The following is a 26,903-nucleotide window of genomic DNA, read 5'->3' as shown; positions in this document are numbered from 1 at the left end:
GTAAAGCCCGGCAGCGATGAGGGAATGAAAAGCAGACCGTTATTCGATTCATTGGAAACTTGAAAAGCAGCTGAAGAGTTAGTAGAGTACATACGGGATCTCCTGTATCTGGTAGTCTTGATCGACTCTTCCAGCTTACGGAAGATCCTTTTTATTTTCTATATGAAGACATTGGCTCGGAGGATCCCACAAATATTTTCATAGAGCCAAAATTTCTTTTGCAAAATACGGCTTTCTCGATTAATTTTTCCTGCGGGCGCTGCTGCCGGTTGTGGATGGAATTATCTGCATTAGATAGAAAAATGAATCTTGCTGACATATTAGACGACATCCTTTCCTTCTCTTTCTACAATAAAAGCAAAGATCAGAAGCAAAGATCAAAAGCAAAGATCCGACAGTCGCCTTTGCGCGAAGAGTAAGTGTTCTTCAAAGCGAAATGCGCTGACTGGATCTGTATAAAAAATCGGATCGTCTTTGGACGATCCGCCAGAATACAGGGAAAGGAAGCACGAAATGAAACGACAAACGATGACCATTCTTGCCTGTGCGCTTTTGCTTGCCGGATGCAGCGCACCAAAAGAGGACAGCGCTTCAAGCCGTTCGAACCCATCGACTTCGATTTCCTCCAGCGCCGAAAGCCGTACCGCTTCCAGCGCGTCTTCCATGCATGAGACAAGTCAGGGCGCCAGTCATGACTCGGAAAATGAGGATTCCTCAAAATCCAGCGGATCCGAAAATACCAGTACGCCGTCTCATGAAGAGAATCAGACTCCAGCGCCGGAGGCGGCTTCCAGCGAACCGACCGCTTTTCAGTCTGAAATCGAAGGCAAGCTGTATCAGGCACTCAGCGATAACGGCTTCACCAATATCGTCTCCAGGTGGCAGATGGCGGACACCGGCAATCGGGAATGCATTCTGACTTTTAACGGAATGAACGATCCAGGCGCGATCTGGCTGACGTTCTTTACGCCATCGACTTCGCCCAGACAGACGTTTGAAAGCAATACGACACTCGATCGGACCAGAAACATGGACGTTCAAAACGAATGGACGGACAACGGAAATACCGTGCGCGTAATTCATAACAACCGCGCGGAAGCCAATTTCATCGAAGTGCTCGATGAAAAACAGGAGCTCACGCTTCACTGCTCCAATACCGTTTCCGATCAGCTGCAGCCCATGCTCAAGGTGCTTCAGGCGCTGGGCTTTCCCGTACAGTACGACCAGTAGTTGCTGCAGGCAAGGGACAATACACCTTTTGAATACGAAACAGCCAGAACAGAAAAACTGGCAAAAAATAAAAGCCGGGAAGGTCAGTCCATGCGGTTGGACTGACCTTCCTGAATTTTTGAAAAGGCCTGGCCGTCCGAGGCTGTAAAATGTTCCTGAAATAGTCCCGTATACTAAAGAAGACGATGCATCGAAACCGGCGAAGAAAAGAAGGCGATCCGGGATGCAGCGACGAAAATTGCCTGGAATTTCTGGCAGATGGATCCAGAGACCGGAAGGGTTCCGTATGGTCATCCAGAATCTCGCATCGAGCAGCTTTCCCTGTTTGAAAATGCGATTTTGCCAGCAGGCGCGGCACCCAAATGCCGGATTCACTATGGAAAATCCAGAACGCCCATTTTGTTTGAAGAGATGGGAAAAGGCGATGAAAAGAAGTGGAGCAAGCGCAAGTGGGATGTCGTTCTCAATTCCAGAGATCTGCCAGAATGCAGAAAACCAGAATCGTCTGTAACCAGAACATTCTGGTTTTTCTTTGCGCTTTACCGCTCAGCCAAAGCGAAGAGAAGAGACCGGTGTAAACAAAAGGTGTTTTGCCTCAAACTAAACCAGATCCTCTCGAAATAGCCCCAACGTTGAGCAGGTATACAAAGGCCCAAAACCGGCAAGTTCAAAAATCTGTTTTAAAATACAGAAGAACCTGTAGAAAATAAAAAAATACGCAGCCAGATCCCGGCACAAATTTGGTGAAGGCGATCGTGGCTGCTGGATGACAGTTCAGAGCGGAGGCAGAAAATGAAAAGTATTTACGATATGAGCTATGCGCAGATGGAAGACTGGTGTCTGTCCAAGGGCTGGAAAAAGTTTCGTACCCAGCAGATTTTTGCATGGCTTTACAAAGAGCGCGTTACGGATTTTGATGCGATGAGCAACCTGTCCAAGGAAACGCGCGAAGAGCTGAAAAAAGATTTTTACTTTAATCCGCTGACGCTCGTTCGAAAGCAGGAATCCAAAGACGGAACGACCAAATTCCTGTTTAAAACCGAAGACGGCGCTCTGCTCGAAAGTGTCATGATGGTTTTTGATTACGGCAATTCGATCTGCGTCTCCAGCCAGGTCGGCTGCAATATGGGATGTGCCTTCTGCGCGTCGGGTCTGACGAAAAAGCAGCGCGATCTGACGAGTGCGGAAATGACCGCCCAGGTTATGCACGTCCAGAAAGAGCTCGATAAAAAAGGCGAACGCCTTTCGCACATTGTCGTCATGGGGACCGGTGAACCGTTTGATAACTACGACCGGGTCATGAACTTTATTAAGACCGTCAACCATGACCGGGGACTGGCGATCGGCAGCCGTCACATCACCATTTCGACATCCGGCATTGTCGATAAGATCCGCAAGTTCGCCGAAGGTCATTACCAGTACAATCTCGCGATTTCGCTGCATGCACCTGACGACACTCTGCGCTCGAAGCTGATGCCGGTCAACCGCGCATTTGGTCTTGACCAGCTGATGAGTGCGGTCGAATACTACACATCCCTGAACAATCGCCGCCTGACGTTTGAATACATTCTTCTTAAAGGCGTGAATGATTCTCCAGAACAGGCCAGAGAACTGGCGCGTCTTCTGCGTCCGTACTGCTGCTATGTCAATCTGATTCCTTATAATGCCGTCGACGAACACGGCTTTAAGACGACGACCCGCGAAGAAGCGATGAAATTTTACGATATTCTCAAAAAGGAAGGCATTGCCGTTACGATTCGTAAAGAACACGGTTCGGATATCGATGCTGCATGCGGCCAGCTTCGCATTAAGGAAATGAAGCGTGAAAAAGCTGCGAAGCAAAATCAGGAACTGAGCCGTAAACAGCAGCAGGAAGCCGACAGCGGTCTGGTGGAAAATGTCTACGACGAGATTGCTGAAAAAGACGAAGACGCGCTGGCTTAAAAAATACATTTAAAAAAAGGGAAATCCGCCGATCTGGTCTGGTCCAGACGACGGATTTTTGCCTGCTGGTATTTGGATTTATGCGAGTCGAGCATCCCGCCACAGACTATAGCGATGCGCTTCAGGCAGAAGGGGCGTCTCTTGCTAACCTTGCGCAGGCAGCGTCTTCATCCATTTGCGCGAAACAAGAACGGCCAGACTGATCAGAAGACGAACGACTTCCTCTGAAGAAAGAATCAGATAAATCCAGAGAATGGAAAAGCCCTGATGGAGCGCAAAGAAAGCCAGCGGTACGCCAAAGCCCCAGGTCCCGATCAGATCGATGGCCATGACAATACTCGTTTGCCCGCCGCTTCGTAAAATCCCGCCGGCAATAACCATGTTCTGCACTTTGACGATCGACATCAGCGCAAAGGCGGCAATGAGCTGCAGAGTCATCTGCCGTACATTCCCGTCGACCGAAAAAAGCGAAACATACAGCGGGGAAAGCAGAACGAGCAAAGTCGCAAAAAGCAGGGATGCAAAAAACGAATAGCGAATCAGCGACAGGGAATCGTTCCAGGCATTTTCGTACTGGCCTTTTCCCAGTCGCTGACCGATCAGAATGCCGGCAGCCTGCGAAAAGCCGCCAAGAATTCCCATCAGCAGGCTTTGTAAAGGAATCGTCATCGTCATGGCCGCCGACTGGACGGTAGAGGTATGACCATATACCATCGCGTAGACGTTTTCGCCAAGCGACCACAACCCTTCGCAGATCAGCAGAGGCAGAAGGATGCGGATGATCATGCCCAGATGCGATTTTGAAAAATGAAGATGTACCCAGGGAAGATGCTTTCGAACCATCTTCCAGGCGAGTCCCGCCATCAGCGCCTGCGAGAACAGCGAAGCCCAGGCTGCGCCGACTTCCTGTCCGCCCAGACCAAAAATGAACAGCGCATTGAGTGCGGTGTTGGCGACGATACCTGCCAGGGACGCATGTAACGGGTGCGATGGATAGCCGCAGCAGCGAAGCAGAACCGCATACAGCGTGGTGACGCTCGAAAAAGGGAGCGTCCACACATAAATCGTCAAATAGCGCGAAGCGGCTGCCACTGCATCTGGATCTGGACTGTACAAGCCCATGACGGGGACGGAAGCCGTCAGCGAAAGCAAAATGAAAAGCGCGCTGATCGCCATGGAAAACAGAAAAATCTGTGAGAAGCTTTCTATCATGGCCTGTCGGTTATTCTGCCCTTCGTACTGCGCGCAGAGAATACCGGCTCCAGCGGCAGCTCCGGACAGGATCGCAAGGGCCAGCGACACGAATTTGGCGCCGAATCCGACACCTGCAATGACGGTCTCTCCGGACTGGCCGATCATGATCTGATCGGCGATGGAAAAGCAGCTGACCGCCATCGACTGCAAAGCCGCGGGAACCGCGATTTTCAAAACGGTTCTGAAAAAGTCCTTACGCATACGCCACACTTTTTCGTTCGCAAAGAAAGACGTCGCTCACTTTACGGGAAGGATTTTCGTCCAGAGCTGCAACGGCCAGATGCGCTTTCTGTTCCAGATCCTGCGCAACGGTCGTCAGCGGCGGACACGCATACGCACCCGCATCGATTCCGTCAAACCCAAGAATCGACACGTCCTGCGGGACACGGAGGTTTCGCTGATACAAAAGGGAAGAGAGTTCTAAAGCCTGCCGGTCGCTGACGCAAAAGACTGCTCTGGTGCGGGAAAAGTCATAGTTTCGCAAAAGTTCGTTTCGCGCGTTGTGCGTTGGGGGAATCATCAGAATTTCTGTGTCGATTCCGGTGCTTCGCAGACCGTCGATTCGGTTTTTGTCGTTGCATTCCAGATTGGTTGTCAAAACGAGCACGTGCGAATGACCCATCGCTTTTAAATACTCGCCCGCCAGAACGCCCCCTTTAAAATCATCGGCGCAGACCGAAGAAATTCCCGGCGCAGGAGAAGAGACGTCCATGGCGGTCATCGGAATGTGAAGCATATCCTGCAAAGAGCGGTAATCGCCATCGCAGAAGCCGGCGACAATCAGGCCTTGCATATTCCACATCGAGGCGAATTCCGCCGCTTCCTTCCAGCCTTTGGCGGTTTTGATCAGAAGATCGCAGCCGGCTTTGACGACTTCTTTTTGAAGAAAGGAAATAAACCGGGCATAATACGGGTTCTCAAGGGGAGCCCCTTCGTATTCGGGATGATCGTGAACGATCAGTCCGATCATTTTTGAAGGATTGCGTCCGAGCAGAACTTCCGCACGTTCCGGAAGGTAACCGCTTTTTTTGACCATCTCCAGAACGCGCGCACGGGTTCTGGCCGAGACTTTTCCTTCTTTTCCATTGAGTACATAGGAGACGGCCGCTACAGAAAGCCCGAGAGATTCTGCAATATCCGCCAGTCGAATTTTTTCCATAGCTTCAGTTTAGAAAGTCAAAAAATCAAACTCAAATGTTAAATTGTTAACCTTGCTAATCGAAAAAATTATCGATGTTTTCCTGGCGGTCTGCAGGATCCGTCTGCATTTCCTGCTGGAAATCCGGACCGGCTCAGACGCCGGCGCCAGGGAATGATACACTGAACCTGCAGGCCGTTTTGAAATCCTGAAAAAACGGCTGAACAAATCGTGTTCAAATCGGCTTTCAGCCGATCAGAGAAGAATTCAAGGAGGGGCGTATGATTCGTCACGAAACCTGCGATTATGTATCGAATCTTGGCGGCGGAAAAGGCGTCGCAAAAGTTTTCCATATTCAGACAAAAGAAGATCTCAAAAAAGCCGGACGGCTGTATGCCCGCGTCGTTCTGGATCCGGGCTGCTCCATCGGCTGGCACCAGCACGCTGGGGAAACCGAGCCCTACTATATTTTGAGCGGAGAAGGCACGTTCATCGATAATGATCAGTCCAGAACGCTCGTTCATGCCGGCGACATCTGCTCGATTAAAGACAACCATTTTCATTCGATTGAAAACAACAGCGACAAACCGCTCGAGTTCATGGCGCTGATTTACAATCTTTAAATTATTCAGGTTTTCCCTTTACCTTGCAAAGGTGTGAATTTGTGCGCTGCTGCAATATTGGATTGCGAAGACGATCCTCTCCAGAAACCGGCACCAGGTCAGGACAGCTGCAAGCCAAACAGACAGGCCGGCGGATTTGCAAATTGAGCCTGTCTGCAAAAAAGAAAATCAAAAACCAGGAAAGTATTCACAGTACGTTTTAAGAAAGGAATGAGGCCATGACTGAAGTATATGGACTGACCGATATTGGCAAATCCAGAGATCTGAACGAAGACAGTTTTCTCATCGCCCGCAACCGGCACGGGGCTTTGCTGCTGATGGTCTGCGACGGCATCGGCGGCGCGGTCAGCGGCGAAGTGGCCAGCGCCATGGCCTGCCAGATCGCAAAAGAGCAGTTTAAAAGCGCCCCGCTTTTTGAAAAGGACTATCAGGTCAATGACTGGATTCATAAGACGATGACCAAAGCCAATGACTCGATTTATTCCAAGTCCATGTGGAGCCGCAAAAACCGGGGCATGGGAACCACGGCGTGCGGCGCCATTCTCTGCTCTCAGGGCACGTATATTTTTAACGCGGGCGATTCGCGCATCTATGCGCTGTATGACGACGGCCTGATTCAGATGAGTGAAGACCATTCCTATGTGCAGCGTCTGATCAACGAGCATAAGATCACGCAGCAGGAAGCGATGGAGCACGAAAAGCGAAGCGCGCTGACAAATGCTCTTGGCGTATGGCGCACGTTCCGTCTGGACGTAAACAAAATCGCTTCCGATTACGCGGCCCTTCTTCTTTGTACCGACGGACTGCACGGATACGTTCCGGAAGCCAAAATTTTGCGCACGATGGAATCGCCGCTTTCTCTGGAGCAGAAGGCGAAGCTTCTGATCGGTTTTGCGGATGAAGCCGGCGGATCGGACAACTGTACGGTGATTGTGACCGGACCGGGGGGGCGCTATGCAGGATAAAATCGCAAACCGCTACCGGATCATTCGTCTGATCGGCGAAGGCGGCATGGCGCTGGTTTACCTGGCGTACGACGAAGTGCTCGGCCGGGAAGTGGCAGTGAAAGTTCTTCGTCCGGAACTGGCTGAAGATTCGCAGACGCTGCTGCGCTTTATTCGCGAAGCCTATGCCGCCAGACGTCTCGATCATCTCAATGTGGTGGAAATTTATGACGTTGGCGAAAGCGGCGATCTTCATTATATTGTCATGGAGTACATTCAGGGTTCCACGTTAAAGGAAGTCATCGCTTCGTCCGGAGCCATGCCGGCCAGACGGGCGATTTCCATTATGAAAAAGCTGCTGAGCGCGATTGCGCAGGCGCATCAGCGCAATATCATTCACCGGGATATCAAACCGCAGAACATTCTGGTCAGCCGGGACGGCGAACTGAAAATTTCCGACTTTGGCATTGCCATTTCGGCGGATTCCAAGGATACGCTCTCTTCGCAAAACGCGGTTATGGGTTCGGCGCATTATATTGCTCCCGAAAGCGCGGCCGGCAAAGATGCCGACAAGCGTGTCGATCTGTATTCGTTAGGCATCGTCTTTTTTGAACTGCTCTGCGGAAGCGTCCCCTTTACCGGAACATCCTCCCCAGAAATTGCCCTCAAGCATCTGCAGGATCCGCTTCCGCCGATTCAGCCGTACAATCCAACCGTTACGCAGGCTATTGAAAACATCGTGATCAAGGCGACGGCCAAATCCCCGGACGAACGGTTTCAGAGTGCAGAAGAGTTTCTTTACGCCCTCGATCACTGTTATGATCCGAAAATGCGAAACGTCGCGCCGCTCGTATTAAAGACGAAGTCGCTCGAACTGCCCAAAGCACTGCTTCCAGGCGGTTCATCCAAAGCGGCGCCGGCAAAAGGCGAGCGTGTCGAAATGACACCGAAAACCGGCCGTTCCTCTTTGGCATCGTCAGTCTCTTCTAAATCGGTGCGCAAACCGGTCCGTAAGAAGAAACGAAAACAGATGCTCCGAAAAGCCGGACTGGGCGTTCTAGGCCTGGTCGGGACGATTGCGCTCATTGTGGTCATCTTGATGGCCGTTGGCGTTATGCCGGTGGACGGATGGTTTGGCTGGCACCAGATTCCCAATATTTCGGGTCTGTCCTACGAGGAAGCCATCGCCCTTCTGCATGAGAAAGGGATCAGCGACTCGATGATTACGATCGAAGAAGTCGTCAGCGACAGCTACGAAAAAGGAACAGCGCAGTCGACAAGCCTTCCGGCTGGCTGCTACATTCGCGAACGCGATCATTTAACACTCAGCGTAGTCAAGGGACCGACGTATCTGATTTCGGATTACACGGGTCTGTATCTGGACGACGTCAAGGCGATGTTCGCGCAGGATGGCGTGACGATTCCGATCGAAGTCGAAGAAGTTCCTGCAGCCCAGACCAATCCGGGCATCATTCTTTCACAGTCCGGCTTTGGCGCGGGCGAGCGTATCGATCCGCAGGGAACGGATCCCATTCGCTTTACCGTATCGACGTATCCATCGGTTGTCATCCGCTCCGACTGGATCGGCCGGGATGTCAACGAAATCAAGGATGAGCTCAACGAACTGGGCATTGCGGTCATTCTGAAAAATGTCTACGGATCCTCTGTCGTCAAAAATGTGGATCCGCCGATCGGTTCTACCTATACCCAGGAAGGAAGCAACAGCGTCATTACGCTGTATCACTAACGAGGCCTATGAAACAGGGAAGAATTATTAAAGTCATTTCCAATCAGTACACGATTTACTCGCCCGAGGAAGCGGTTGTCGCCACACCGCGCGGCCGCATGCGCAAAGGCGAAAAGCCGCTGGCCGGCGATATCGTAAATTACGAAACGATCGAAGGATCCGAGCGTATTGACTCCATTTTGCCTAGACGCAACCGTCTGCTTCGCCCGGCGGTTTGCAACGTCGATCAGGCGCTGATTGTCACGAGTCTGAAAGATCCCGATTTTTCGTCCAGACTGCTCAACCGCCTCATTTTTCTCGTTGTCCTCTGCGATATCGAACCGGTCATCTGCATTACCAAGTCCGATCTTTTAACTCCGCAGGAAAAGGAAAAAATCGATCAGGAACTCGAATGGTATCGAAAAGCCGGCTATCGCGTGTTCGTCTCCAATCCGGGCAGCGATGATGAAGAACTCAAGGAACTGCTCAAAGGCCGGATCAGTGTGCTGTGCGGCCAGTCGGGTGCGGGAAAAAGCTCGCTGTTAAACCGTCTGGATCCCACGTTCCATCTGCAGACGCAGGAAATTTCCAAGGCGCTCGGACGCGGCAAGCATACGACCCGCCATTGCGAACTGCATCCGGTTGCCGGCGGCCTCGTCGCGGATACGCCGGGCTTTTCTTCGCTCGACTTCACGCGCATGGATGTTTCCTCGCTGGCCAGCCGTCTGATCGACTTTGCGCCGTATCTGGAAGAAGGCTGCCGCTTTGCGGACTGCATTCATGTGGATGAACCGGACTGCATCATTAAGGAAAATGTCAAAAACGGAAACATCAATCCGACGCTGTATGAAGATTACGCGCTGATCATGAAAGAATTCAAAAACCGAAAGCAGTACTGATTCTCTGGCCAAAACGCATGGAACAGCTGCCTCCGGCTGCACCAGAGAAAACAAAAGCTGGCAGACTTCCTGAAAAGGGAAAATGCCAGCTTTATTTCTGTCTATGCGGTATCCGATCCTTTTCATCGAAACACTTCTACAGGTTCGAGTCTGCCCCTGCAAAACTCCACGCATATGGACAGATCCGCCGCGTATGCAGGAAGAATTGCACATGGACAGAACGATCAGTCTGGCTAGAAAACGAGCAGGCCGTGCTCACTTTTGGATGGGAAAAATCGCTCCATGTGGCGATTGAATCGTTTTTTGTTAATCTAATGGTGCCGGATTCTGTGCTTTGTCTTACAAAAGCCGGAAAAGGGAATCTGGCCAGCTGTTCACAGGGGACAGAGTAAAGGACAAAATTAATGATAAAAGGCTGTATGAACAGCCCGGCATCGGTTTTGTCGGACAGATTAGATAAGGAAGTAAGAAAAATGGCTGAGTTAATTATCGCTCCATCGGTTCTTTCGATGGACTACACAAAAATGCTGGAGCAGGTTCGCGCGCTCGAACGCTCCAGGGCAAAATGGATTCATTACGATGTCATGGACGGACATTTCGTACCGAATCTCTCCTTTGGTCCGGATATTCTCAAGCAGTTTCGCAAATCGACGGATCTCTTTCTTGATGTCCATCTGATGGTCAGCGATCCCGCGTATTTTGCCCGCGTCTTTAAGGACGCCGGGGCGGATCTGATCGTTTTCCATGTCGAAGCACTCGATAACGATCCGAAAAAAGTGTCGGCTCTGCTCAAAGAAATCCACGATATGGGCATCCAGGCCGGCTTTTCGCTCAAGCCGGATACCGATCCCGCCCCTTTCCTGAACCTGGTCAAAGAGGCGGATCTCGTTCTGATCATGTCCGTTTATCCAGGTTATGGAGGCCAGAGCTTTATTCCGGATGTGCTGGAAAAAGTCCGCGCCTTTGACAAAGCGAGAAAAGAACTCAACCCGGCCTGCCGTATTGAAATTGACGGCGGAATCAATGCCGAAACTGCTAAAGAAGCCAAAGCGGCCGGCGTAGATACGCTCGTTGCCGGAAGCTACGTTTTCAAAAACGATATCGAAAGCGCGGTTGAATCCCTGTGTTAAGAAAACACGACACAGCCATTCTGGTGACGCCGCTTGTGCGCATACTTCCGGATTTTCAGAACTGCGACTGGATCGGCATCGATTCCGGCTATCACATCCTCGTCGAAAAAGGCATCACGCCGCTGTTTGCGATCGGGGATTTTGACAGTGAAGAAGATCTGACGGATGCCAGGACCCAAAAAGCCGCAAATACAGAAGGCTATACGTTTCCTTTCCTGCGCTATCCGGTCGCAAAAAACGAAACCGATTCGGAAATCGCGTTATTAAAAGCCGCAGAAATGGGCTATACGACAATCATTTTGTACGGCGGACTGGAAGGAAGGCTCGATCATACGATCGCCAATCTGCGCTGCATGTGCTGGAAAGTTCCGCAGGCGATCTCTATGGATGCCTGGCATAAAGTCTCTGTACTTTTGCCTGGGGAATATACGATCGATGCAGCCTATCCGCACATTTCCTTTTTTGCGATGGAACCTTCGGTAATCACACTCGACGGTTTTGACTATCCGCTTTCGCACAGGGCGATTGACCAGACCGAATTTTATACGTGCTCCAACTCCATCAGCCATCAGGATTCGGCGCTTGCGATCGTCGAGAAAGGACGGGTTCTCTGTGTCCAGTCAAGAAAACCGTAAGCATCTGCGCCGTCCCAATCCGTCGGAAATCGAAAAAGGATCGCAGGTCGGCGGGTGGCTGCTCGCTCTTGGCCTTTTGGTCATCGGTATTCTCTGCCTGTTCATGCCGGCTTTTCTGTATGAAGCGGTGCTGAACATTTCGATCGTTACGCTGATCGTGTACGGTCTGTTCAATATCGTTCTTTTTCTGATCAGCGGTCGAGCGGGACGAGCCAAAATTGTGTACGGACTGCTGGCTCTGGTCTTTGGCGTACTGATGATGTTTGGTGATCTTCGCCCGGAAAAAATCATGCAGCTCGTCTTTGGCTTTTACTGCGTCGGCATCAGCGTCTGCCTGCTCATTCAGACGTTCATCAATCGGGCCAACGGTTCCCGCGTGCGCTTTTCCATGATTCTGTTTACGATCGCGTATGCGATTCTGGGCTTCTCGCTGATCTTTACCCGCCTGTTTTCCACGCAGGATCTCATTCGAGTTTTCGGCGTCTATTTCTGCCTGCTTTCTGTACGCTTCGCGATCGACCTGTATGACCGCACCAGCGCCACATACCAGTGGAAGCGACGGCTTCACCTTTCATTGCCGACCGTTTTAGCCGCCATTATGCCGGATTTCGCCTTGCGTCAGATCAACACCCGTCTTCAGAGCGGAAAATCCGATCCCGTGCAGCCGGCCAAAAAAGAGGGCCCAGTCAAACTGAAAGCCATGGTCCACATCGGACCGGAAGGCCTGCAGAAAGTCGGCCATTTCAGCTTTTCCTGGAAAGGCATCGTGTATTCCTACGGCAACTACGACAAGGAAAGCGAACGCTTCTTTTCCATGCTGGGAGATGGCGTTTATTTTACCGTTCCGTTTGAACTGTATCTCCCCAACATCATCACGCATGAAAACAATACGATTTTCGAATATTCGATTGAGACAACGCCTGAAGAAGACGAACTGATCGAGCGGGAACTCGAAGATCTCAAAAAGCGCTCCTATCGCTGGTATTCGCCGATCGAACGGCGAGGAAGCCGTCAGCTGGAAGGTCTGGAAGATAACTATCCGTCCCGGCTTCATTTCCACACCGGCGCCAAGTTTTTCAAGATCAAGAACGGCTGCTTCAAAACGTACTGGGTCGCCGGCGAAAACTGTGTTCAGTTTGCGGATGTCATTCTAGGACGGATCGGTTCCGATGTTCTTTCAATGCGCGGAATCGTTACGCCGGGAACGTATTACGACTATCTGGAAAGCGAATATTCCAAGGAACATTCGCCGATCGTCGAGCGAAAAGTCTATTCGCCAAAAGTCGGCGAGCCCGGAATCTGAGTACGTCTTGCGTCGCACGAAGATTCAGATCCGTATCGCCGCTTTATACGTCCGAATGAATCGGCTGTTCTGGCTCAAATCCGCCAGAGCTTTCTTCTTTTCTGAAACAAAAACCGCCCGTTCTGCGCAGCGTTTATGCAGGACGGGCGGTTTTGTATTGTCTGGCTGGAATGAACTGTTTTTTAGCGATAGTCAGCAGCTCAGGTATTCATCGCGCCGTCAACAGGAAGGATGGCGCCGGTGATGTAGCTGGCCTGATCACTGGCAAGGAAGACGAACGCTTTGGCAATGTCTTCGGGTTCGCCGATCCGGCGAATCGGAATGGAGCTGATCAATGGATTGATCATGTTTTCCGGCAGGGCCTTGACCATGTCGGTCATGGTGATGCCAGGAGCGACGGCATTGACGCGAATGTTGTATTTGCCGAGTTCACGCGCCAGAGAAATGGTCATGCCGTTTACCGCAAACTTGGAAACCGGATACGCCACACCGGAAGGCTGGCCGTATTTGGAGACCATGGATGAGGTCGTCAGAATGACGCCGTGACCCTGCTCTTTCATGATCAGAGCAGCAGCATGGGAGCATACGTAAGGAGCGACGACATTCAGATCAATAATTTTCTTAAATTTTTCTTCCGTATAGGAAAGGAAAGGCGTGGAGTCGGAAACGCCGGCATTGTTGACGAGAACATCCAGCGAGCCGAATTCCTCCTTGATTTCCTGGAAATCTTTCGCGATGGCGTCTTCATCTACGAGAGATGACCAGCGGCCGGAAACGTTTGGATTATGGTTTAGCTCTTCGAGAGCTTTGTCGACCGTTTCCTTACGGGATCCGTACAGGACGACGGTATAGCCTTCCGCAAGGAAAGCTTCCACGGTCGCAAAACCGATCCCGCGGGTTCCGCCCGTGATAACAGCGACTTTTTGGGACATAAGAGACCTCCTGAATTTGTTTCTATTTTAACCGCTGGGATTCATTTGACAAACTAAAATGGATAAGATAATAAATTCACGATTTATGAAGGGAAAAGTACTCAAAAAGTGACTTTTATCAGGTGAAATCGATCTGCTTCACAGCTTTTGAAAGAGGAGAAAGCGCTGTACGCGAAACGGTTTCCAGAAGAAGCATCCAAAATCCGGAATTTGCGCAAGAGAGAAGCGACAGAACAGAACAATCGGGAAACCGATCAAAATATAACAGTTATCGTTAAAAATAATTATTGTTTATTAATAAGATATGATTTGTATATTTCAATAAAAATGAACGAATTGAATCATAAAACGCAAAGAGAGCAAAAAGATATTGTGCGTTGGGATTGCGCAGCTTGGCATACTGATTCTGACTGATCGTTTGAAATAGAGAACGATCCAGGAGAGAACATAATGAATAAACGTGATCGTCTTGCCCGATTTTTAACCTGCCTTCTTCCGTGCTCGCTGATTCTGACCGCTCTGCCTGTACAGGCACAGGATCCTGTCGAATCCAGCACGGAACCGGCTCCCGCTCATTCCGATTTTGCAACCCCGGAAGCGGCCCCATCCCAGCCGGCGGTAAAGTCTGTTGCTTTTCAGGAAGCAGACGCTTCGGTTCCTGCAGAAAAACCTAGTACGCCAGCCCCAACCCCATCCGGTGAAGCGGAGAGCGGCGCTGATACTGTCGATTCGGGATTGCACTTGCCAACACAGACCTATCCTGCTGTTTCGGACGAAGCCGTCCGGATCGATCTGAATACGCTGCTTTCTTCTCTTACGGATCCGGAGCCCGGCGCCTTGTTTAGCCGTTCGCTTACAGCCGTAGAGGGTGTGACCAGTGCCGTGATTCGCTGGTCGGATTTTTCCGGAACACAGCTTGCGGAAACTGCCCGGGCCGGATACAGCAGCATCTATACAGCCCAGGTCATCCTTGAAATTCAGGATGGCAGCTTATGGAAGAAAGTGAAAACACCGTAACCCTGACAAAAGTCTTTTCGCCTACGCGAAAAGAAAAGCTGACCATTGTTCCGGTTCCGGAAGATATTCATCTTGCCAGCGACTGCCGAACATTCAGCGCTCTGATGAAGTCCACCTACGCGCCGAATCCTGTCGGCAAAGGCCGACGCGAAAGCAACGGTCAGGAAGTAACCATTTACTATACATATTCGTGTCCGGACTACAGTCCGACGCGCGGCGTCGTCAATACGCTGACCTGGACGGCGGAAATTGCGGATCCAGAAGGACTGAATCTGGACGATTTTGAGTGCAATGTCCGCTCATCCGGAACGATCCTCGCCTATAATCCCGAGCTGAAAAATCCAAATCTGGATGCCTATGACAGCTGGCGCGACTACACGATTATTCCTGTCGACATTCGCTCAAGTTTCGTCAATCCTTATAAACTGCCGGTTCAATATTACTGGATCCAGGACGATCAGAACGAAGTCGAACTGAAACGCGGTCTGTTAAGCCTGCAGGGCATCGGCGACTATACGATCGAAATGCGCTTTGCGGGCAACGATACGTACCGTGCCCAGTCTATAAGAAAGACACTGAAAATCTCGCCGCGGGATGTGTCCCAGCTGGTTACGCCTTCCCGACAGAGCTGGTCGTATGGACAGGAGCCGCAGGCGCTGAATCTGGATATCGCTTACGACCATGACGTCGCCTTTTTAAGCGCCGATGATTTTGCGGAAGGCGCAATTCGCAATAAGAAAACCGGCGAGATTGTCACGCTTTCTTCTTCGCTTCCAGCCGGTGACTACGAACAGGAAATCGTCCTCAAAGACGGAATCGACTGCTATACGCTCGATACCCCGATTACGTATTCTTTTACCGTGACCAAAGCCAGCCCCGTCTGGAGTCAGCCTTCGAGTCATCACATCGCCCTGAACAACCGGTATCCGATCGATGTCAGGTGTAATGGCGACGGAGAATATACCTATTCGAGTTCCAATCCCGAAGTGATCCGACTCGAAAGCGATGCCGGAAAGACGTACATGGTCGGGCAGAAATACGGATCCTCCGCCATTACCGTATCGGTCAGTGAAACGGAAAACTATCTGGCCGGATCCGTTTCTTTCGACATGAAGGCAGGCTATATCGAACCGGCATGGCCGTATTTGCCGGATTCGATTTCCGTTACGTATGGAGACGGCAGTTATCTGCTCAATCCGTACTGTACCTCCTCAGGAAAAACGAGCTGGCGGGTTCTTCCCAGTGACAGCAGCGCGGTTTCCATTGATGAAACGGGCCGCGTGTCGATTCATCATGCCGGAAAGGCGGTCCTGGAATTTACAAGCGAAGCGAGCGGCGATTATTCGGCATCCAGAGTTCTTGTCGAAATCGAAGTGAAGCCGAAATCTATTGCGGTAGCCGCTGAGGATAAAACGAAAACGTATGGAGATCCCAATCCGGAACTGACCTGGACTGCTTCGGATCTGGTGGAAGGCGATACGCTGAGCGGCATAACCGTCTCCGCAAACACCGATCCGGATGCCGGCATGACGGACATTCTGGTGAAAGTCGATCGAGCGGCCAACCCCGACTATTCCATCACGACAATGAATGGCAAGATGCATGTCGAGCGGTGCGTTCTGGACTTTAAATGGTCGAATGCGGAGCGGATTTACAACGGGCAGGAACAGCTGCCCGACTATGAAGTCCTCAATGTTATTGAGAAAGATCGAGATACCCTGGGACTTCATTTAAACGGTGCAGAGAAGAATGCGGGAAAGGACTATCTGGCCTATTTTGATACGCTCGAAAATCCGAACTATAGACTGGATTCCGGTCAGAGTTTCTGTTTTTATTCCATTGCCAGACGACCTGTGAAAATCCAGGTGAAGAATCGTTCAAAAACGTATGGCGATCTGGAACCCGATCTGAACCAGGCTCTGGTCATCGCGGATCCGCTTTTTAGCCAGGAATTCGAGTATGTGATTCTTGTTGAACGCGAACCCGGTGAAAATGCGGGAACGTATGCGATGCATGTCGATTTGCCCGAAGGCCTGGAAAACTATGAGCTGTCCGCAGAAGAAAACGCCGTTTTCACCATTGAACCCAAAGACGTTCGTTGCCAATGGTCTGCAGATCCTCTCGTTTATTCCGGAAAGGCGCAGGCTCCCAAAGTGCGTCTTGACGGTGTCCTGGAGACGGACACGTGTGAAGCCATTGTGGACGGTCAGCACATTCATGCCGGAGCGGGATATACAGTCCGCATTACTGGACTGACGAACGCCAACTACAGACTGGCGGATGAAGGAAGGATGGAGTATTCCATTTCACCAAAGCCGGCGATCCTGAAAGCGAAGGATGCATCCAAAGTATATGGGGAAGCGGATCCGCAGTTTGATTTCCAGGCAGAAGGACTGATCGAAGGCGATACGCCAGGGGCTATTGTCTGGACGCGAACGCCCGGCGAAACGGTCGGAGACTATGTGCTGTCTCCTTCAGCCAGCGATCAGACGAACCGCGATTACGCGTTTGTCCTGCAGCCCGGTACGCTAACCATCACGCCAAGAACGGTGCAGGTCACCTGGCCGAACACCGATTTGATTTATAATGGCAAACCGCAATATCCGCAGGCTGTTCTTAGCAATCTGGTCGAAAACGATGACTGCAAAGCCGCCGTTCTGGGCGCACAGACCGATGCCGGCAGCTATGAAGCGCAGATTTCCGCTCTGAGCAATCCCAACTATGTTCTGGAAGAAACGCAAAAATCCACAGCCTTTGAAATCCAGCCCGCCGCTGTACATCTGAGCGTTAACGATACCAGCAAGATATTTGGCGAGAAGGATCCGCAGTTTGAAGCGGAAATGAGCGGCTGGTTTGAAGAGGAAAAGCCGAAGATCGTATTCACGCGAGAAGAAGGCGAAAACGCGGGAGAATACGCGGTGTCCGCAAATGTGGAGGCTCTTTCGGACAACTATCGTCTGGAAGCAGAACAGGGAACGCTGACCATCGAGCCGCGATCCATTGAAGAATTTTCTGCAACTCTCAAGGATCTGCTGTGAGAAAACGGAACGGAACTCGAACAGACGCTTGAAGATCTGATCTATACAGCGCAGGACGGCAAAGAATATCTCGTTACGCTGGAGTTAAAGGACCATATCCAAAGCGCCGGCGGCGCCTATGTCCTGACCATTCAGGGTACGCAGAACTTTACCGGCGAACTGAAGCAGAGCTTTGTCGTTCTTCCCGCTAACGGTCCGACTTTCGATCGAACGGAGGATGCAGCCGCCCAGATCGGACAGGGAAAGCTCCTTCTGGAGACGAAAACCGATCCCGCGCTTCCTGCCTTCACCCTGTCTGCCCTGCATGAGGATATTTTGAATGTTCTTGCTGATCGCGGAGAACTCAGCGCGATGGAAATGGCGGCTATTGCGGACGGACAGGATCAGACGATTACGCTGCATATTCAGGATCGAAGCGCAGATCTCGCTGAGAAAGTTCCGGATTTGTCGAATCCAGATGCAGAGGAGCATGCACTTGCTTTCTCTCTTGCGCTCGAACATCCCTTTGGATCGAATGGCCAGAACGCTAAATCGACAGGCTGTTCTGTGCCTGCACAAATGCGTCTTCCTGAAGAGATGCGAAAAGAAGGCACGGAGCTTCGTCTTTTCGCTCTTTCAAACGGCACATGGACACCGATCGACTTTACACGCTCTGCGGACGGATCTTCTATTTCCTTTGGGCTTGAAGAGAGAAGAGACTGCCTGCTCACAAGCCGCCTGGAAGAAGAAAATGCTCCAGACCCCGAACAGCCAGAACAGCCGGAAGATCCGAAAAACGACAAAACGAACGATCCCAAAACGGATCCGAAAGACGATTCCAAGGCGGCAAACACACCAGATACGGCCGCATCGCTTCTTCCAACATTTGGCGCATCCGTGATCAGCGCCGCTGCTGCGCTGCTCGCCCTTTTCGGACTGCATCGCAAAAACAGAAAAGATCGTAAAGATCAAAAAGGTAAATAACGCCGTTTTGATCCAGACTGGACAGAATGTCGGACCAAGCGATCTGGCTTTCTCCGTGCAGTTTGGAAGGATGAAACAGGCATTCCATGAAAAGAGGCATCCCAACGAGGATTTTTCCTCTCTGGAATGCCTTTTCTGCTTTTTATTGCTTCATCGGAAACCGTCAGCAAAGCACAAAAAAAGACCGCTTGGCGGCCTCTCTTGCATGTAATCAGTATTCGATTAGGATGTTACAGTCCACAGGAAGAGCAGGAATTAGATGGTACCCTGTTTCTTCATGGTTCTGAGTGTTCTGGCAGCAACCCGAATTGTTTTTGGTTCACCGTCCACCATGACAGTTGCTTTCTGCAGGTTTACGTTCCATTTGCGGCGGGAAGCTCTCATGGAGTGAGAACGTTTGTTTCCGGACATAGGTCCTTTACCAGAGATTGCACACTTTCTAGACATCTTGATCCCTCCTTCTCCAGTCTTGACTGTCCAAACAGTCGTTAAAGATAGTAACATTCAACCCATACAAATTCAAGTCTTCAAAAATAAAGTACAAAGACGAATCTGGCGGGGCCTTTTCCATTCGGCAAGCCGAGCAATGAGAAGGCCTGAATCAGGGGAATTTCTACCAAACGCTGTACATTGTACAGGGAATTGAAAACAAGTTCAAAAGGGAAGAATGAAAGATCGCAAATTTCCTTTAAAGTACGCCAGATTTCGACGATCCGCTCCATACGCACTCATAGCTGCCTTCTTCCGAAAATCCGATCTCATCTGCGCGCTTTGCGGCTAAGATAAAGGTATGAAAACCAATACACAAAACTCATGCGAACTCGATGAAAACGCCATGGATTCCACGGACAGAATCAGAGAAAAATCCGGCAATACAATATGCATTCAGGCCGGCGTTGCCCATAGGGAACTTTCGCTTCCGATCGACACGCCGCTGGCCGGCTATGGAAAGACGCGAAGTGCGAAAGGCAGTCATGATCCGCTCATGGCTTCAATCATGGTTTTAAACCAGATGGAGGAAGTGATCGTGATTGCCAGTCTGGACGTCCTGGCTGTGGATCATCTGCTGATCGAAGCCATCCAGGCAGCGCTCGATGCCCAGAACTTTCCGGCGCGTACGCTGATCGTACATGCGATCCATACACATTCCGCCATGGGCGGCCTTTTAGAAACCCGATCCGGAATATTGAAGCAGGCGCAGTATTTTGCCTGCAAGACCGACGAAAAGACGATTGAAGCCGTCGCACAAAGCGTAGGCGCAGCCATCCTGGATGCCTGGAATACGATGAAAGATGGACGCATTTTGCACGTGCAGTCCGGGTATTCGCTCTGTAAAGGCCTTGGCAGCAATCGTACCGATCCGAGTTTGCCTGGTAACGATGCGCTTTACGCCCTTCAGATCGAGACGGATGCGCAAAAGGCTCTGCTTGTTTTCTTTGCCTGTCATCCGACGGTTCTGAACGCTTCCAATGTATATGGATCGGCTGATTTTTATGGAGCCGCGCGCAAGCATCTGAAAGAAGCCGGGTATGATCAGGTTCTTTTCTTTAACGGGGCCTGCGGCGATATTTCCACGCGCTATACCCGCAAAGCATCCAGTTTTGACGAAGCCGATCGTCTGGGATCCATTCTGGCAAGCGCTGTTTTGGGCTTGAGCTGGAACGAACAGCCTGTAAAACCCATTGAGGTCTTTGAAAAAACATATGTTCTTCAAAGCGCCCGCCCAAAACCAGTACAGGAAGCGCAAAGACGGCTGGAAGCCAGTCAGAACCATCTGAACGAACTGGAACAGGCCAGCGTTGCAGGAAACCCGCTGGATCCGCTGACTTTACGGCTTGCCGCCGTCAAACGGGATGCTGATCAGGCACGCTGTATTTACGCCATAAGCTATGACGGCGTACCCAAGCGAGAAATGAATGTAACGTTTGTGCGCTGGGATGCGCAGACGTTTGTCGGGCTGCCCTGCGAAATCTTCTCGTCGCTCATTTCGCCTTTTGATTCAAAGCGTGTTCACTTTGTTTCCTGTACGAACGGCTATCAGCTGTATTTAACGGATGAAAAAGCCTGGGATGATGAAGACTATGAAGCCTGCTGCTCCTTGTTTGCCCGCTCGCAGGGCGAACAGCTGATGGATCAGATCCAGAAAACGATGGCTTCAAAGAAGCGGGAATAGTCGTACGCAGAATAGGGAAATCCCGTTTTTCCTGCGTTTTCCCAATCATGGTATAATTCATGCGATCTGCCCGCCTGCGTCCTTTTTTGGTACGCAAATCCGGCAGAAGCAGGCTGCTCATCTATTTTTCCCGGCTGCTTTTCTGGTGTTTTTTGCGATCAGAATCCGGCAGTCCGGCGTATGTGAACAGCCTCGATCGGTATTGAAAATGGAATTGAAACGGGATTTCGACCCGCTGTATCCTCTATCTTTTTTCTTTCGCATAGAAAAACGGCTTTTTGTGCCGTAATTCTGAACGGGTGTCCTAAACGATCAACGCATCCCTTTGGAAATGGATTTGCGCTGCCGGAAGAAGAAACACAGATCGAGGTCGATACCCTTATACAAATAAGAGAGGCGAAATTTCATGTTATCTATGTTTAACGGGTTGCCCAGTACTCCGGGGCTTCTGACGATGGTCATCCTGTCTGGAATTGCGGTGCTTTGTCTGATGCTGGCGTGCATGCCGGCGCTGATTCGCTATTTACGCAAGCTCAAATACGGCCAGACGGAGCGAGAGGAAGGACTGGAAAGTCATAAAGCCAAATCGGGAACCCCGACGATGGGCGGAATCGCCTTTGTTCTCATTCCTGTTCTCGTCTACCTTGTGTATTACGCTTTCTTCCGGCCGTTTGGCTGGACGATCAACACAGCCATTGTTCTGCTGGCGTATGTCGGCTATGGTCTGATCGGTTTTGCGGATGATTATCTGATCGTCGTTCAGCACTCCAACATCGGTTTAAAACCAAAACTGAAGTTTGGTCTGCAGTCGATTCTCGCGCTCGTTCTGATCGCGCTCTATCTTATGTACAATGAGCCGGCCTTCTATTTGCACAACCTGTCCTTTGCGGTTCTTCCCACCTGGCTGTTTGTGATCATCGCTTTTTTCATGTTTACCGGCACGACCAACGCAGTCAACCTGTCGGATGGCGTAGACGGCCTTTGCGCAGGCCTTTGCATTGCTGCTTTCATTCCGTTTCTCTGCTTTGCGGTGTGGATGAACGATCTGAATACCGCTCTGATTCTGTTTCTGGTCATCTGCGCCCTGATCGGCTATCTGTTTTTCAATATTCATCCGGCCAAAGTGTTCATGGGCGACACGGGCTCCCTGGCTCTTGGCGGTCTGCTTGCCGCAGCGGCTATGGTTACCCAGACGGAATTGTATTTGCTGATTGCAGGTATCGTCTTCATTGCGGAAGCGCTCTCGGATATCATTCAGGTCACCTATTATAAAAAGACCAGAAAGCGCATCTTCCTGATGGCGCCGCTTCACCATCATTTTGAAAAGAAGGGCTGGAGTGAGATGAAAGTCTGCTACGTGTTCTGGGGCTGCGGCATGGTCGCCGGCGCGCTTTCCATCCTGCTGGCTATTCTTCATTAATTCCCGTTGATTCATTTGCCTGGTTCGAAAAGGAATCAGGCCTTTTTCATGCCATTCAAATCTCTAACCAGCGAAACAGCGAAACGCCTCTATATATCGCCGAATCTGGTCGGATTGATTCTTTTGAAACTCGGCGAAAAGCTTTAGAGTTTCGCGTATGGCGCACAAAAGCGATACAATCAAAACCGAATTAAACGAATTTAGATATTGAAGTTTTAGATTTTTGCCTGAATACCGTAAAGGCCAGCTTGCCTTCACCTCGTAAAGCGAGAGCTAGATGCAGCATGAGCAATACGGTCTGGAGCAAAACGAATACAAAGAGAGACCAGTCTCTTTGGAAAAGCAGAAGAAAATCGGCCGAAACGAAAGCCTGGCCGATGCGTAAAGGAGAAAAGCATGGCAGCACCTGTCCTTGTCATTGGCGCCGCCCGTTCGGGCATAGCCGGCGCTCGGTTACTGAACCAAAACGGATACGATGTGATCCTCACGGATATGAAGGAAGTTCCTGAAAAGAACGAACTCGAACAGGAGGGGATCCGCGTCTACGACGGCGGTCATCCTGAATTTCTGAAAAATACAGACTATCTTTTCGTCGTGAAAAATCCGGGTATCCCGTATCGAGCACCGCTGGTGAAGTATTTTGTCGAAGCTGGCGTACCGGTCTATACCGAAATCGAAACTGCGTATCGCATCGCAAAAAACCTTGAATACGCGGCGGTAACGGGAACGGACGGCAAGACGACGATTACGACCATTCTTTACGAAATGCTGAAAAAGGCCGATCCGAACGCGCGTGCGGCTGGAAACATCGGTATTCCACTTTCTGAATGTGCTCTCGAACTGAAGGACAAACCCGCAAAAATCGCACTGGAACTGAGCAACTTCCAGCTGCTGGGCATCGATACGTTCCGTCCGCACGTATCGGTCGTTTCCAATCTGGCGCCGGACCATCTCGATTACATGGACAGTCTGGACGCGTACTACGCTTCCAAATTCCGCATTTACGAAAACTGCACGATGGACGATTATTTCATCCGTAACATCGATGATGAAACGATCATGCAGTATGCCAGAAACATTCCCTGTCAGGTGATTGATTTTTCGCTTACGAATCCCAATGCGGATCTCTGTGTAAAAGACGGGGAAGTCTGTCTTCAGGGCACCCGGCTGTTTACCGCGGCCGATCTCAAACTGGTCGGCGATTTCAACCTGGGCAACGCGATGATGGCCGCTGCCATGGCTTATTTGATGGGCGTGAAGCAGGAAGATATTGAAGACGTCATCCAGACATTCAAAGGCGTTGAACACCGTATTGAATATGTAGATACACTCAATGGCGTTCGCATTTATAACGACTCCAAGGCGACCAATACCCATTCCGCTATCGCGGCGCTCTCCAGTTTTAAAGGCGGCGTTCATCTGCTTGCAGGCGGCAAGGACAAGGGAATCGACTACTCCGTTTTAAAGGAATACGATCCGGTGATCGCGAAGTGCTACGCCTTTGGACAGATCGGACCGAAGTTCCCGGATATTTTCTCAAACACCGTAGTACTGGAAACGATGGAAGAAGCACTCGATGCGGCACTGGCGAATGCCAGAGAAGGTGAAGTCATTCTGCTCTGTCCGGCGACTTCCTCATTTGATCAGTTCAAAAGCTACGAGCAGCGCGGAGATATTTTCAAGGAACTCGTTGCGCAGCGCGTAAATTCGCAGAAGTAGAGGGATCCCGCAACGGTAAGGGAAATACGCATCCATATTGTCTTTCTATTTTGAAAAACCGATTTCGCATGAAAAGAGGGAAAGAAATTTTCCAAAAATAACACGAATGGATTTATTCACCTTTACCTAAAGGATTGAAAGAGTTTTCATAATCCTTTAAGATGTATGAAACAGGATCACACCTCTTGATCTGAAGGAGAAAATCTATGACGAGTGTTGTTTTGAAGACGGAAGCGCAGAAGACGCTGGTCTGCGACAGCATGGAAATTTCGCTCACGATTAAGTGCGAAGGGCTTTCCATGCAGGCCAGTCTGCACCGTCTGCAGGAGTGCAGCGATCAGCTGATGGCTTCTATGGAGAACGCAGGCATTGATCCGAATTCATTCAGCCTATGCGATATCGATTCAGCCGCCCAGGATAATCCGCCGAAACAACGGGCGATGGCGAAGCTGAAAGTACGCGGGCGATTTGATCATGAACAGCTCTGCCGCCTGTGGCAAATCATCACAGCCGCTTCCTTCCCGGTCGAAATCTCTCTGTCCTTTTCCTGCGATAAAACCGAAGAGACGTTTGCGGCGCTCGAAGACGAAGCACTGCGTATGGCGTCAAAACGGGCATCCGCGATGGGGGCACAGCTTGGGGAAGCGAACGTATCCTGTCGTGAGATTGAATTTGAACGCGTCGAAGACGGTGCCGGTAACGGCGGCCTGATCGCGTGCGAGGCCAAACCGGCTGAAGAAATTGTCAGCGGGTATCTGGCTTTTGCGGCCAGACCGTACAAGACGCTCTGCGTCAAAGCGCAAAGCCGCTGGGAACTCAACAACGAATAAACTATGCAAAAGCCTCCCCAGGGATCGCTTTTGCCAGAATAGAACAGAAATTCAGGGACTCTAGCCAGATCAGGCTGGAGTCCTTTTTTCATTGGCGCTTAGAAGCCGTTCCGCTCAAGAAAGGATTGGCTGGTGATCAGCTTTTCTTCCTTAACCCCTGAGTTTTTGTACGACATAGGGTACTTTTAACGCGTTTTGGAACGAGCCGAACAGCAGAGACAGGAAATAAATCCGCCAAAAAAGGCGAAAACCAATCAGGAAATCGCCGTTTTGAATGTATATTTAACAAATTTAGATTGATACGATGAACTTGTTCAAGGATGCACGAACGAAAACTCGTTCGTTTTTCATTGGATCACTCATAAAGGCATCTCGCAAAATTTGCGGCCCCTTTAATGGAAGCCATGGGCGATGTGCCTTTTCAAAAAAGAATCAGCTGAATACGGGTCCATTGCGGATGCGCTTCCTGGAAGGGAGTGCGTCCCAAAGGGACGCCAGTCAGCTCATGGGAAGAAAATCTTTGCGTAGTCAGAAAAGCATTTACCAGAAATCGCGCGAAAAGGCCGGGCTTACCCGGAAGCAAGCGTCAGAAAAAATCGTCTATCTCTCCGAAAATCAGCTTGAAAAAATGGAACGAAACAAATCGGCGATCGATCCGCACGATGTTCTGGCCATGGAGGAAGCGTACGGCGATTACACGCTCTCCAGCTGCCATTGCGCCATGCATTGCGCTATTGGCCAGAAATATGACAAAGCGGTGGAACTTTATTCACTGGCTCAGATCATCGTTCATGCCGAACTTGCGTATACCCAGCTCGAAGGCGACCGTCAGCGCCTGCTGCAGCTCGGAGCCGCCAAGTCGATCACCGCGGAAGAAGCGGAGTTTCTAAAGGAAAGCAGTCAGCGTATGAAAGATCTCGGTCAGGCAGGCCGGGAGCTCGAACTCTGGCTGAAGATGAAGCCGATCCAGAGCGCGGAGGAGTAAGCGCAGTACAGAAAAACTTACGGAATACAGATCCAGTCCAGAGTACGAACCGGCGATTTCGAACGATTCGCCGGTTCGTTTTTCTTACAGGCAAATTTTGGATCCAGTTCCCGGCCGATTAGGCCGTTTACTCCATACGCCCGGGTGATGCCAGTCTGCGCTGGAGCATTCATCCGAGCAGAAAAGGAAAAAACGAGATACGGAAGCAGAAAAAGTCGGAATGAAAATGCAGAGATTTTGAAAATGGATCCAGTGAAGAAGCCGAACAGTTTTGAAAATCGTTGGCCCATCCATTCATAGAAAAAAAGATCAGAAACGAAAAAGATCGAAAAAGAAAGGGAACACATATGAAAAAACGAAATGCGCTGCTGATGGCAGCACTCGCCACCAGTATGGTCCTTGGAGCGTGCGGATCTTCCAGTAAAAAAGCAGCAAAAACAAGCATTACAGAATCTTCTGCGATTTCATCGATCGCAAGCGAAAGCAAAAAGGAAGCTGCGCCATCGGAAAAGCCGGTTGAAGAAACGCCGGTCGCTGAAAAAAAACCGGAACCGGCTCCTCAGCCCGCTCCCGCTAAAGAGGAACCTGCCCAACAGCCGGCTTCCGACGGCATTCGTCCGGAGTTTAAGGAAGCGGTCGACGCTTATGTGAAGTTTTATGACGAGTATGTCGACTTCATGAAACGCTACATGCAAAATCCGGGCGATATGGGACTGCTTCTGGAAATGGCGAACTGGACGACGAAAGTCGCCGACATGGATGACAAGCTCGACGGATTTGAATCGGGAAGCGATGGATGGAGCGCCGCAGAAACCAAATACTGGACCGAAGCCTATCTGCACATTACCCAGAGCCTGCTGGCGATCGCCCAGTAATCCAGATCGGGTTTGCGAAGAACAGCCTGGCGTAGACTAAAGAGCCGGTTTGAAAATGATGCCGACCGTCTGAACAAAGGATGCAGATGGGATTTATCTGGGTGTCAAAAACTTGGTCTGCACCC

General features: G+C 50.6%; 25 protein-coding genes. 20 read left to right on the top strand and 5 right to left on the bottom strand.

Features of this window, described 5'->3' with window-relative positions; genetic code table 11:
* Positions 1-513: 513 nt before the first annotated feature.
* The 3 genes from Afil_RS06260 to rlmN all read left to right on the top strand — a co-directional run bounded on the left by Afil_RS06260 (position 514) and on the right by rlmN (position 3,174).
* Positions 514-1,230 (top strand): hypothetical protein, encoded by a 717-nt coding sequence (locus Afil_RS06260; protein WP_230267713.1) that lies wholly within the window; start codon positions 514-516, stop codon positions 1,228-1,230.
* Between the two features lie 258 nt (positions 1,231-1,488).
* Complete coding sequence (locus tag Afil_RS06255) at positions 1,489-1,854, top strand: hypothetical protein (RefSeq protein ID WP_230267712.1); 366 nt, start codon at positions 1,489-1,491, stop codon at positions 1,852-1,854.
* A 168-nt stretch (positions 1,855-2,022) separates the two neighbouring features.
* Positions 2,023-3,174 carry a dual-specificity RNA methyltransferase RlmN gene (gene rlmN / locus Afil_RS06250; protein WP_230267711.1) on the top strand — a complete coding sequence of 384 codons (1,152 nt, stop codon included), beginning with the start codon at positions 2,023-2,025 and terminating at the stop codon, positions 3,172-3,174.
* A gap of 144 nt (positions 3,175-3,318) precedes the next feature.
* Here rlmN and Afil_RS06245 read toward each other — a convergent pair whose 3' ends face one another.
* The gene (locus Afil_RS06245; RefSeq protein WP_230267710.1) at positions 3,319-4,629 is read right to left on the bottom strand and encodes an MATE family efflux transporter; all 1,311 of its coding nucleotides are present in this window, start codon (positions 4,627-4,629) and stop codon (positions 3,319-3,321) included.
* Positions 4,622-5,587 carry a LacI family DNA-binding transcriptional regulator gene (locus tag Afil_RS06240; RefSeq protein WP_230267709.1) on the bottom strand — a complete coding sequence of 322 codons (966 nt, stop codon included), beginning with the start codon at positions 5,585-5,587 and terminating at the stop codon, positions 4,622-4,624. Before Afil_RS06240 ends, Afil_RS06245 begins: the two co-directional genes overlap by 8 nt.
* Before the next feature lie 260 nt (positions 5,588-5,847).
* On the opposite strand from Afil_RS06240, the gene Afil_RS06235 reads away from it, so the two are divergent.
* The 7 genes from Afil_RS06235 to Afil_RS06205 all read left to right on the top strand — a co-directional run bounded on the left by Afil_RS06235 (position 5,848) and on the right by Afil_RS06205 (position 12,826).
* Positions 5,848-6,189, top strand: a complete 342-nt coding sequence (locus tag Afil_RS06235; RefSeq protein ID WP_230267708.1) for a cupin domain-containing protein — start codon at positions 5,848-5,850, stop codon at positions 6,187-6,189.
* 218 nt (positions 6,190-6,407) lie between these two features.
* A complete protein-coding gene (locus tag Afil_RS06230) occupies positions 6,408-7,154 on the top strand; it encodes a protein phosphatase 2C domain-containing protein (protein ID WP_230267707.1) in 747 nt (248 codons plus the stop codon).
* Entirely contained in the window at positions 7,144-8,880 is a 1,737-nt protein-coding gene (gene pknB / locus Afil_RS06225) for a Stk1 family PASTA domain-containing Ser/Thr kinase (RefSeq protein ID WP_230267706.1), read from the top strand. Before Afil_RS06230 ends, pknB begins: the two co-directional genes overlap by 11 nt.
* Positions 8,881-8,888: 8 nt before the next feature.
* Positions 8,889-9,758, top strand: coding sequence for a ribosome small subunit-dependent GTPase A (gene rsgA / locus Afil_RS06220; protein WP_230267705.1), 870 nt, complete (start codon positions 8,889-8,891; stop codon positions 9,756-9,758).
* 473 nt (positions 9,759-10,231) lie between these two features.
* Positions 10,232-10,888 (top strand): ribulose-phosphate 3-epimerase, encoded by a 657-nt coding sequence (gene rpe, locus Afil_RS06215; RefSeq protein WP_230267704.1) that lies wholly within the window; start codon positions 10,232-10,234, stop codon positions 10,886-10,888.
* Entirely contained in the window at positions 10,882-11,523 is a 642-nt protein-coding gene (locus Afil_RS06210; protein ID WP_230267703.1) for a thiamine diphosphokinase, read from the top strand. Before rpe ends, Afil_RS06210 begins: the two co-directional genes overlap by 7 nt.
* Positions 11,501-12,826: a DUF308 domain-containing protein gene (locus Afil_RS06205; RefSeq protein WP_230267702.1), complete on the top strand. Its 1,326-nt coding sequence runs from the start codon at positions 11,501-11,503 to the stop codon at positions 12,824-12,826. The genes Afil_RS06210 and Afil_RS06205 overlap by 23 nt, the downstream gene beginning before the upstream one ends.
* Before the next feature lie 200 nt (positions 12,827-13,026).
* On the opposite strand, the gene Afil_RS06200 is transcribed toward Afil_RS06205, so the two are convergent.
* Positions 13,027-13,758, bottom strand: coding sequence for an SDR family NAD(P)-dependent oxidoreductase (locus Afil_RS06200; protein ID WP_230267701.1), 732 nt, complete (start codon positions 13,756-13,758; stop codon positions 13,027-13,029).
* Between the two features lie 147 nt (positions 13,759-13,905).
* On the opposite strand from Afil_RS06200, the gene Afil_RS06195 reads away from it, so the two are divergent.
* Genes Afil_RS06195 through Afil_RS06185 form a run of 3 tightly spaced genes read left to right on the top strand, consistent with a single transcriptional unit; the run spans position 13,906 to position 17,813 of the window.
* Positions 13,906-14,172: a hypothetical protein gene (locus Afil_RS06195; protein WP_230267700.1), complete on the top strand. Its 267-nt coding sequence runs from the start codon at positions 13,906-13,908 to the stop codon at positions 14,170-14,172.
* A 36-nt stretch (positions 14,173-14,208) separates the two neighbouring features.
* Complete coding sequence (locus Afil_RS06190) at positions 14,209-14,775, top strand: hypothetical protein (RefSeq protein WP_230267699.1); 567 nt, start codon at positions 14,209-14,211, stop codon at positions 14,773-14,775.
* A complete protein-coding gene (locus Afil_RS06185) occupies positions 14,751-17,813 on the top strand; it encodes an MBG domain-containing protein (RefSeq protein ID WP_230267698.1) in 3,063 nt (1,020 codons plus the stop codon). The genes Afil_RS06190 and Afil_RS06185 overlap by 25 nt, the downstream gene beginning before the upstream one ends.
* An 84-nt stretch (positions 17,814-17,897) precedes the next feature.
* Here Afil_RS06185 and Afil_RS06180 read toward each other — a convergent pair whose 3' ends face one another.
* Positions 17,898-18,119 (bottom strand): hypothetical protein, encoded by a 222-nt coding sequence (locus Afil_RS06180; protein ID WP_230267697.1) that lies wholly within the window; start codon positions 18,117-18,119, stop codon positions 17,898-17,900.
* 9 nt (positions 18,120-18,128) lie between these two features.
* Here Afil_RS06180 and Afil_RS06175 point away from each other — a divergent pair, with 9 nt between their 5' ends.
* A complete protein-coding gene (locus Afil_RS06175) occupies positions 18,129-18,776 on the top strand; it encodes a hypothetical protein (RefSeq protein WP_230267696.1) in 648 nt (215 codons plus the stop codon).
* A 255-nt stretch (positions 18,777-19,031) separates the two neighbouring features.
* Here the strand turns inward: Afil_RS06175 and rpmB are convergent, their stop codons facing one another.
* Positions 19,032-19,223: a 50S ribosomal protein L28 gene (rpmB, locus tag Afil_RS06170; RefSeq protein WP_230267695.1), complete on the bottom strand. Its 192-nt coding sequence runs from the start codon at positions 19,221-19,223 to the stop codon at positions 19,032-19,034.
* A gap of 343 nt (positions 19,224-19,566) precedes the next feature.
* Between rpmB and Afil_RS06165 the strand changes: the two genes are divergently transcribed.
* From Afil_RS06165 to Afil_RS06140, 6 genes are all read left to right on the top strand, one after another.
* Positions 19,567-20,949: a neutral/alkaline non-lysosomal ceramidase N-terminal domain-containing protein gene (locus Afil_RS06165; RefSeq protein WP_230267694.1), complete on the top strand. Its 1,383-nt coding sequence runs from the start codon at positions 19,567-19,569 to the stop codon at positions 20,947-20,949.
* Between the two features lie 406 nt (positions 20,950-21,355).
* Positions 21,356-22,369, top strand: a complete 1,014-nt coding sequence (gene mraY, locus Afil_RS06160) for a phospho-N-acetylmuramoyl-pentapeptide-transferase (protein WP_230267693.1) — start codon at positions 21,356-21,358, stop codon at positions 22,367-22,369.
* Positions 22,370-22,765: 396 nt separating this feature from the next.
* The gene (gene murD, locus Afil_RS06155; RefSeq protein ID WP_230267692.1) at positions 22,766-24,088 is read left to right on the top strand and encodes a UDP-N-acetylmuramoyl-L-alanine--D-glutamate ligase; all 1,323 of its coding nucleotides are present in this window, start codon (positions 22,766-22,768) and stop codon (positions 24,086-24,088) included.
* A 206-nt stretch (positions 24,089-24,294) separates the two neighbouring features.
* Positions 24,295-24,918 (top strand): SIMPL domain-containing protein, encoded by a 624-nt coding sequence (locus tag Afil_RS06150; RefSeq protein WP_230267691.1) that lies wholly within the window; start codon positions 24,295-24,297, stop codon positions 24,916-24,918.
* A gap of 304 nt (positions 24,919-25,222) precedes the next feature.
* Positions 25,223-25,903, top strand: coding sequence for a helix-turn-helix domain-containing protein (locus Afil_RS06145; protein WP_369413422.1), 681 nt, complete (start codon positions 25,223-25,225; stop codon positions 25,901-25,903).
* A gap of 347 nt (positions 25,904-26,250) precedes the next feature.
* Positions 26,251-26,778 carry a DUF6591 domain-containing protein gene (locus Afil_RS06140; RefSeq protein WP_230267689.1) on the top strand — a complete coding sequence of 176 codons (528 nt, stop codon included), beginning with the start codon at positions 26,251-26,253 and terminating at the stop codon, positions 26,776-26,778.
* The last annotated feature ends 125 nt before the right edge of the window (positions 26,779-26,903 follow it).

The sequence above is a fragment of the Allobaculum fili genome, from assembly GCF_020969955.1.
GTDB lineage: Bacteria > Bacillota_I > Bacilli_A > Erysipelotrichales > Erysipelotrichaceae > Allobaculum > Allobaculum fili.
This window is presented reverse-complemented; position numbering and strand designations above follow the sequence as displayed.

Bases quoted from the DNA above. Each gene is read 5' to 3' on its own strand.
- Afil_RS06255 (WP_230267712.1), top strand. From the start codon at position 1,489: ATGGATCCAGAGACCGGAAGGGTTCCGTATGGTCATCCAGAATCTCGC.
- Afil_RS06190 (WP_230267699.1), top strand. From the start codon at position 14,209: ATGAATAAACGTGATCGTCTTGCCCGATTTTTAACCTGCCTTCTTCCG.
- rsgA (WP_230267705.1), top strand. From the start codon at position 8,889: ATGAAACAGGGAAGAATTATTAAAGTCATTTCCAATCAGTACACGATT.
- Afil_RS06145 (WP_369413422.1), top strand. From the start codon at position 25,223: ATGAACTTGTTCAAGGATGCACGAACGAAAACTCGTTCGTTTTTCATT.
- pknB (WP_230267706.1), top strand. From the start codon at position 7,144: ATGCAGGATAAAATCGCAAACCGCTACCGGATCATTCGTCTGATCGGC.
- Afil_RS06260 (WP_230267713.1), top strand. From the start codon at position 514: ATGAAACGACAAACGATGACCATTCTTGCCTGTGCGCTTTTGCTTGCC.
- Afil_RS06180 (WP_230267697.1), bottom strand. From the start codon at position 18,119: ATGCAGGGCAGACAGGGTGAAGGCAGGAAGCGCGGGATCGGTTTTCGT.
- Afil_RS06150 (WP_230267691.1), top strand. From the start codon at position 24,295: ATGACGAGTGTTGTTTTGAAGACGGAAGCGCAGAAGACGCTGGTCTGC.
- rpe (WP_230267704.1), top strand. From the start codon at position 10,232: ATGGCTGAGTTAATTATCGCTCCATCGGTTCTTTCGATGGACTACACA.
- Afil_RS06235 (WP_230267708.1), top strand. From the start codon at position 5,848: ATGATTCGTCACGAAACCTGCGATTATGTATCGAATCTTGGCGGCGGA.
- murD (WP_230267692.1), top strand. From the start codon at position 22,766: ATGGCAGCACCTGTCCTTGTCATTGGCGCCGCCCGTTCGGGCATAGCC.
- rlmN (WP_230267711.1), top strand. From the start codon at position 2,023: ATGAAAAGTATTTACGATATGAGCTATGCGCAGATGGAAGACTGGTGT.
- mraY (WP_230267693.1), top strand. From the start codon at position 21,356: ATGTTATCTATGTTTAACGGGTTGCCCAGTACTCCGGGGCTTCTGACG.
- Afil_RS06165 (WP_230267694.1), top strand. From the start codon at position 19,567: ATGAAAACCAATACACAAAACTCATGCGAACTCGATGAAAACGCCATG.
- Afil_RS06245 (WP_230267710.1), bottom strand. From the start codon at position 4,629: ATGCGTAAGGACTTTTTCAGAACCGTTTTGAAAATCGCGGTTCCCGCG.
- Afil_RS06140 (WP_230267689.1), top strand. From the start codon at position 26,251: ATGAAAAAACGAAATGCGCTGCTGATGGCAGCACTCGCCACCAGTATG.
- Afil_RS06185 (WP_230267698.1), top strand. From the start codon at position 14,751: ATGGAAGAAAGTGAAAACACCGTAACCCTGACAAAAGTCTTTTCGCCT.
- rpmB (WP_230267695.1), bottom strand. From the start codon at position 19,223: ATGTCTAGAAAGTGTGCAATCTCTGGTAAAGGACCTATGTCCGGAAAC.
- Afil_RS06230 (WP_230267707.1), top strand. From the start codon at position 6,408: ATGACTGAAGTATATGGACTGACCGATATTGGCAAATCCAGAGATCTG.
- Afil_RS06240 (WP_230267709.1), bottom strand. From the start codon at position 5,587: ATGGAAAAAATTCGACTGGCGGATATTGCAGAATCTCTCGGGCTTTCT.
- Afil_RS06200 (WP_230267701.1), bottom strand. From the start codon at position 13,758: ATGTCCCAAAAAGTCGCTGTTATCACGGGCGGAACCCGCGGGATCGGT.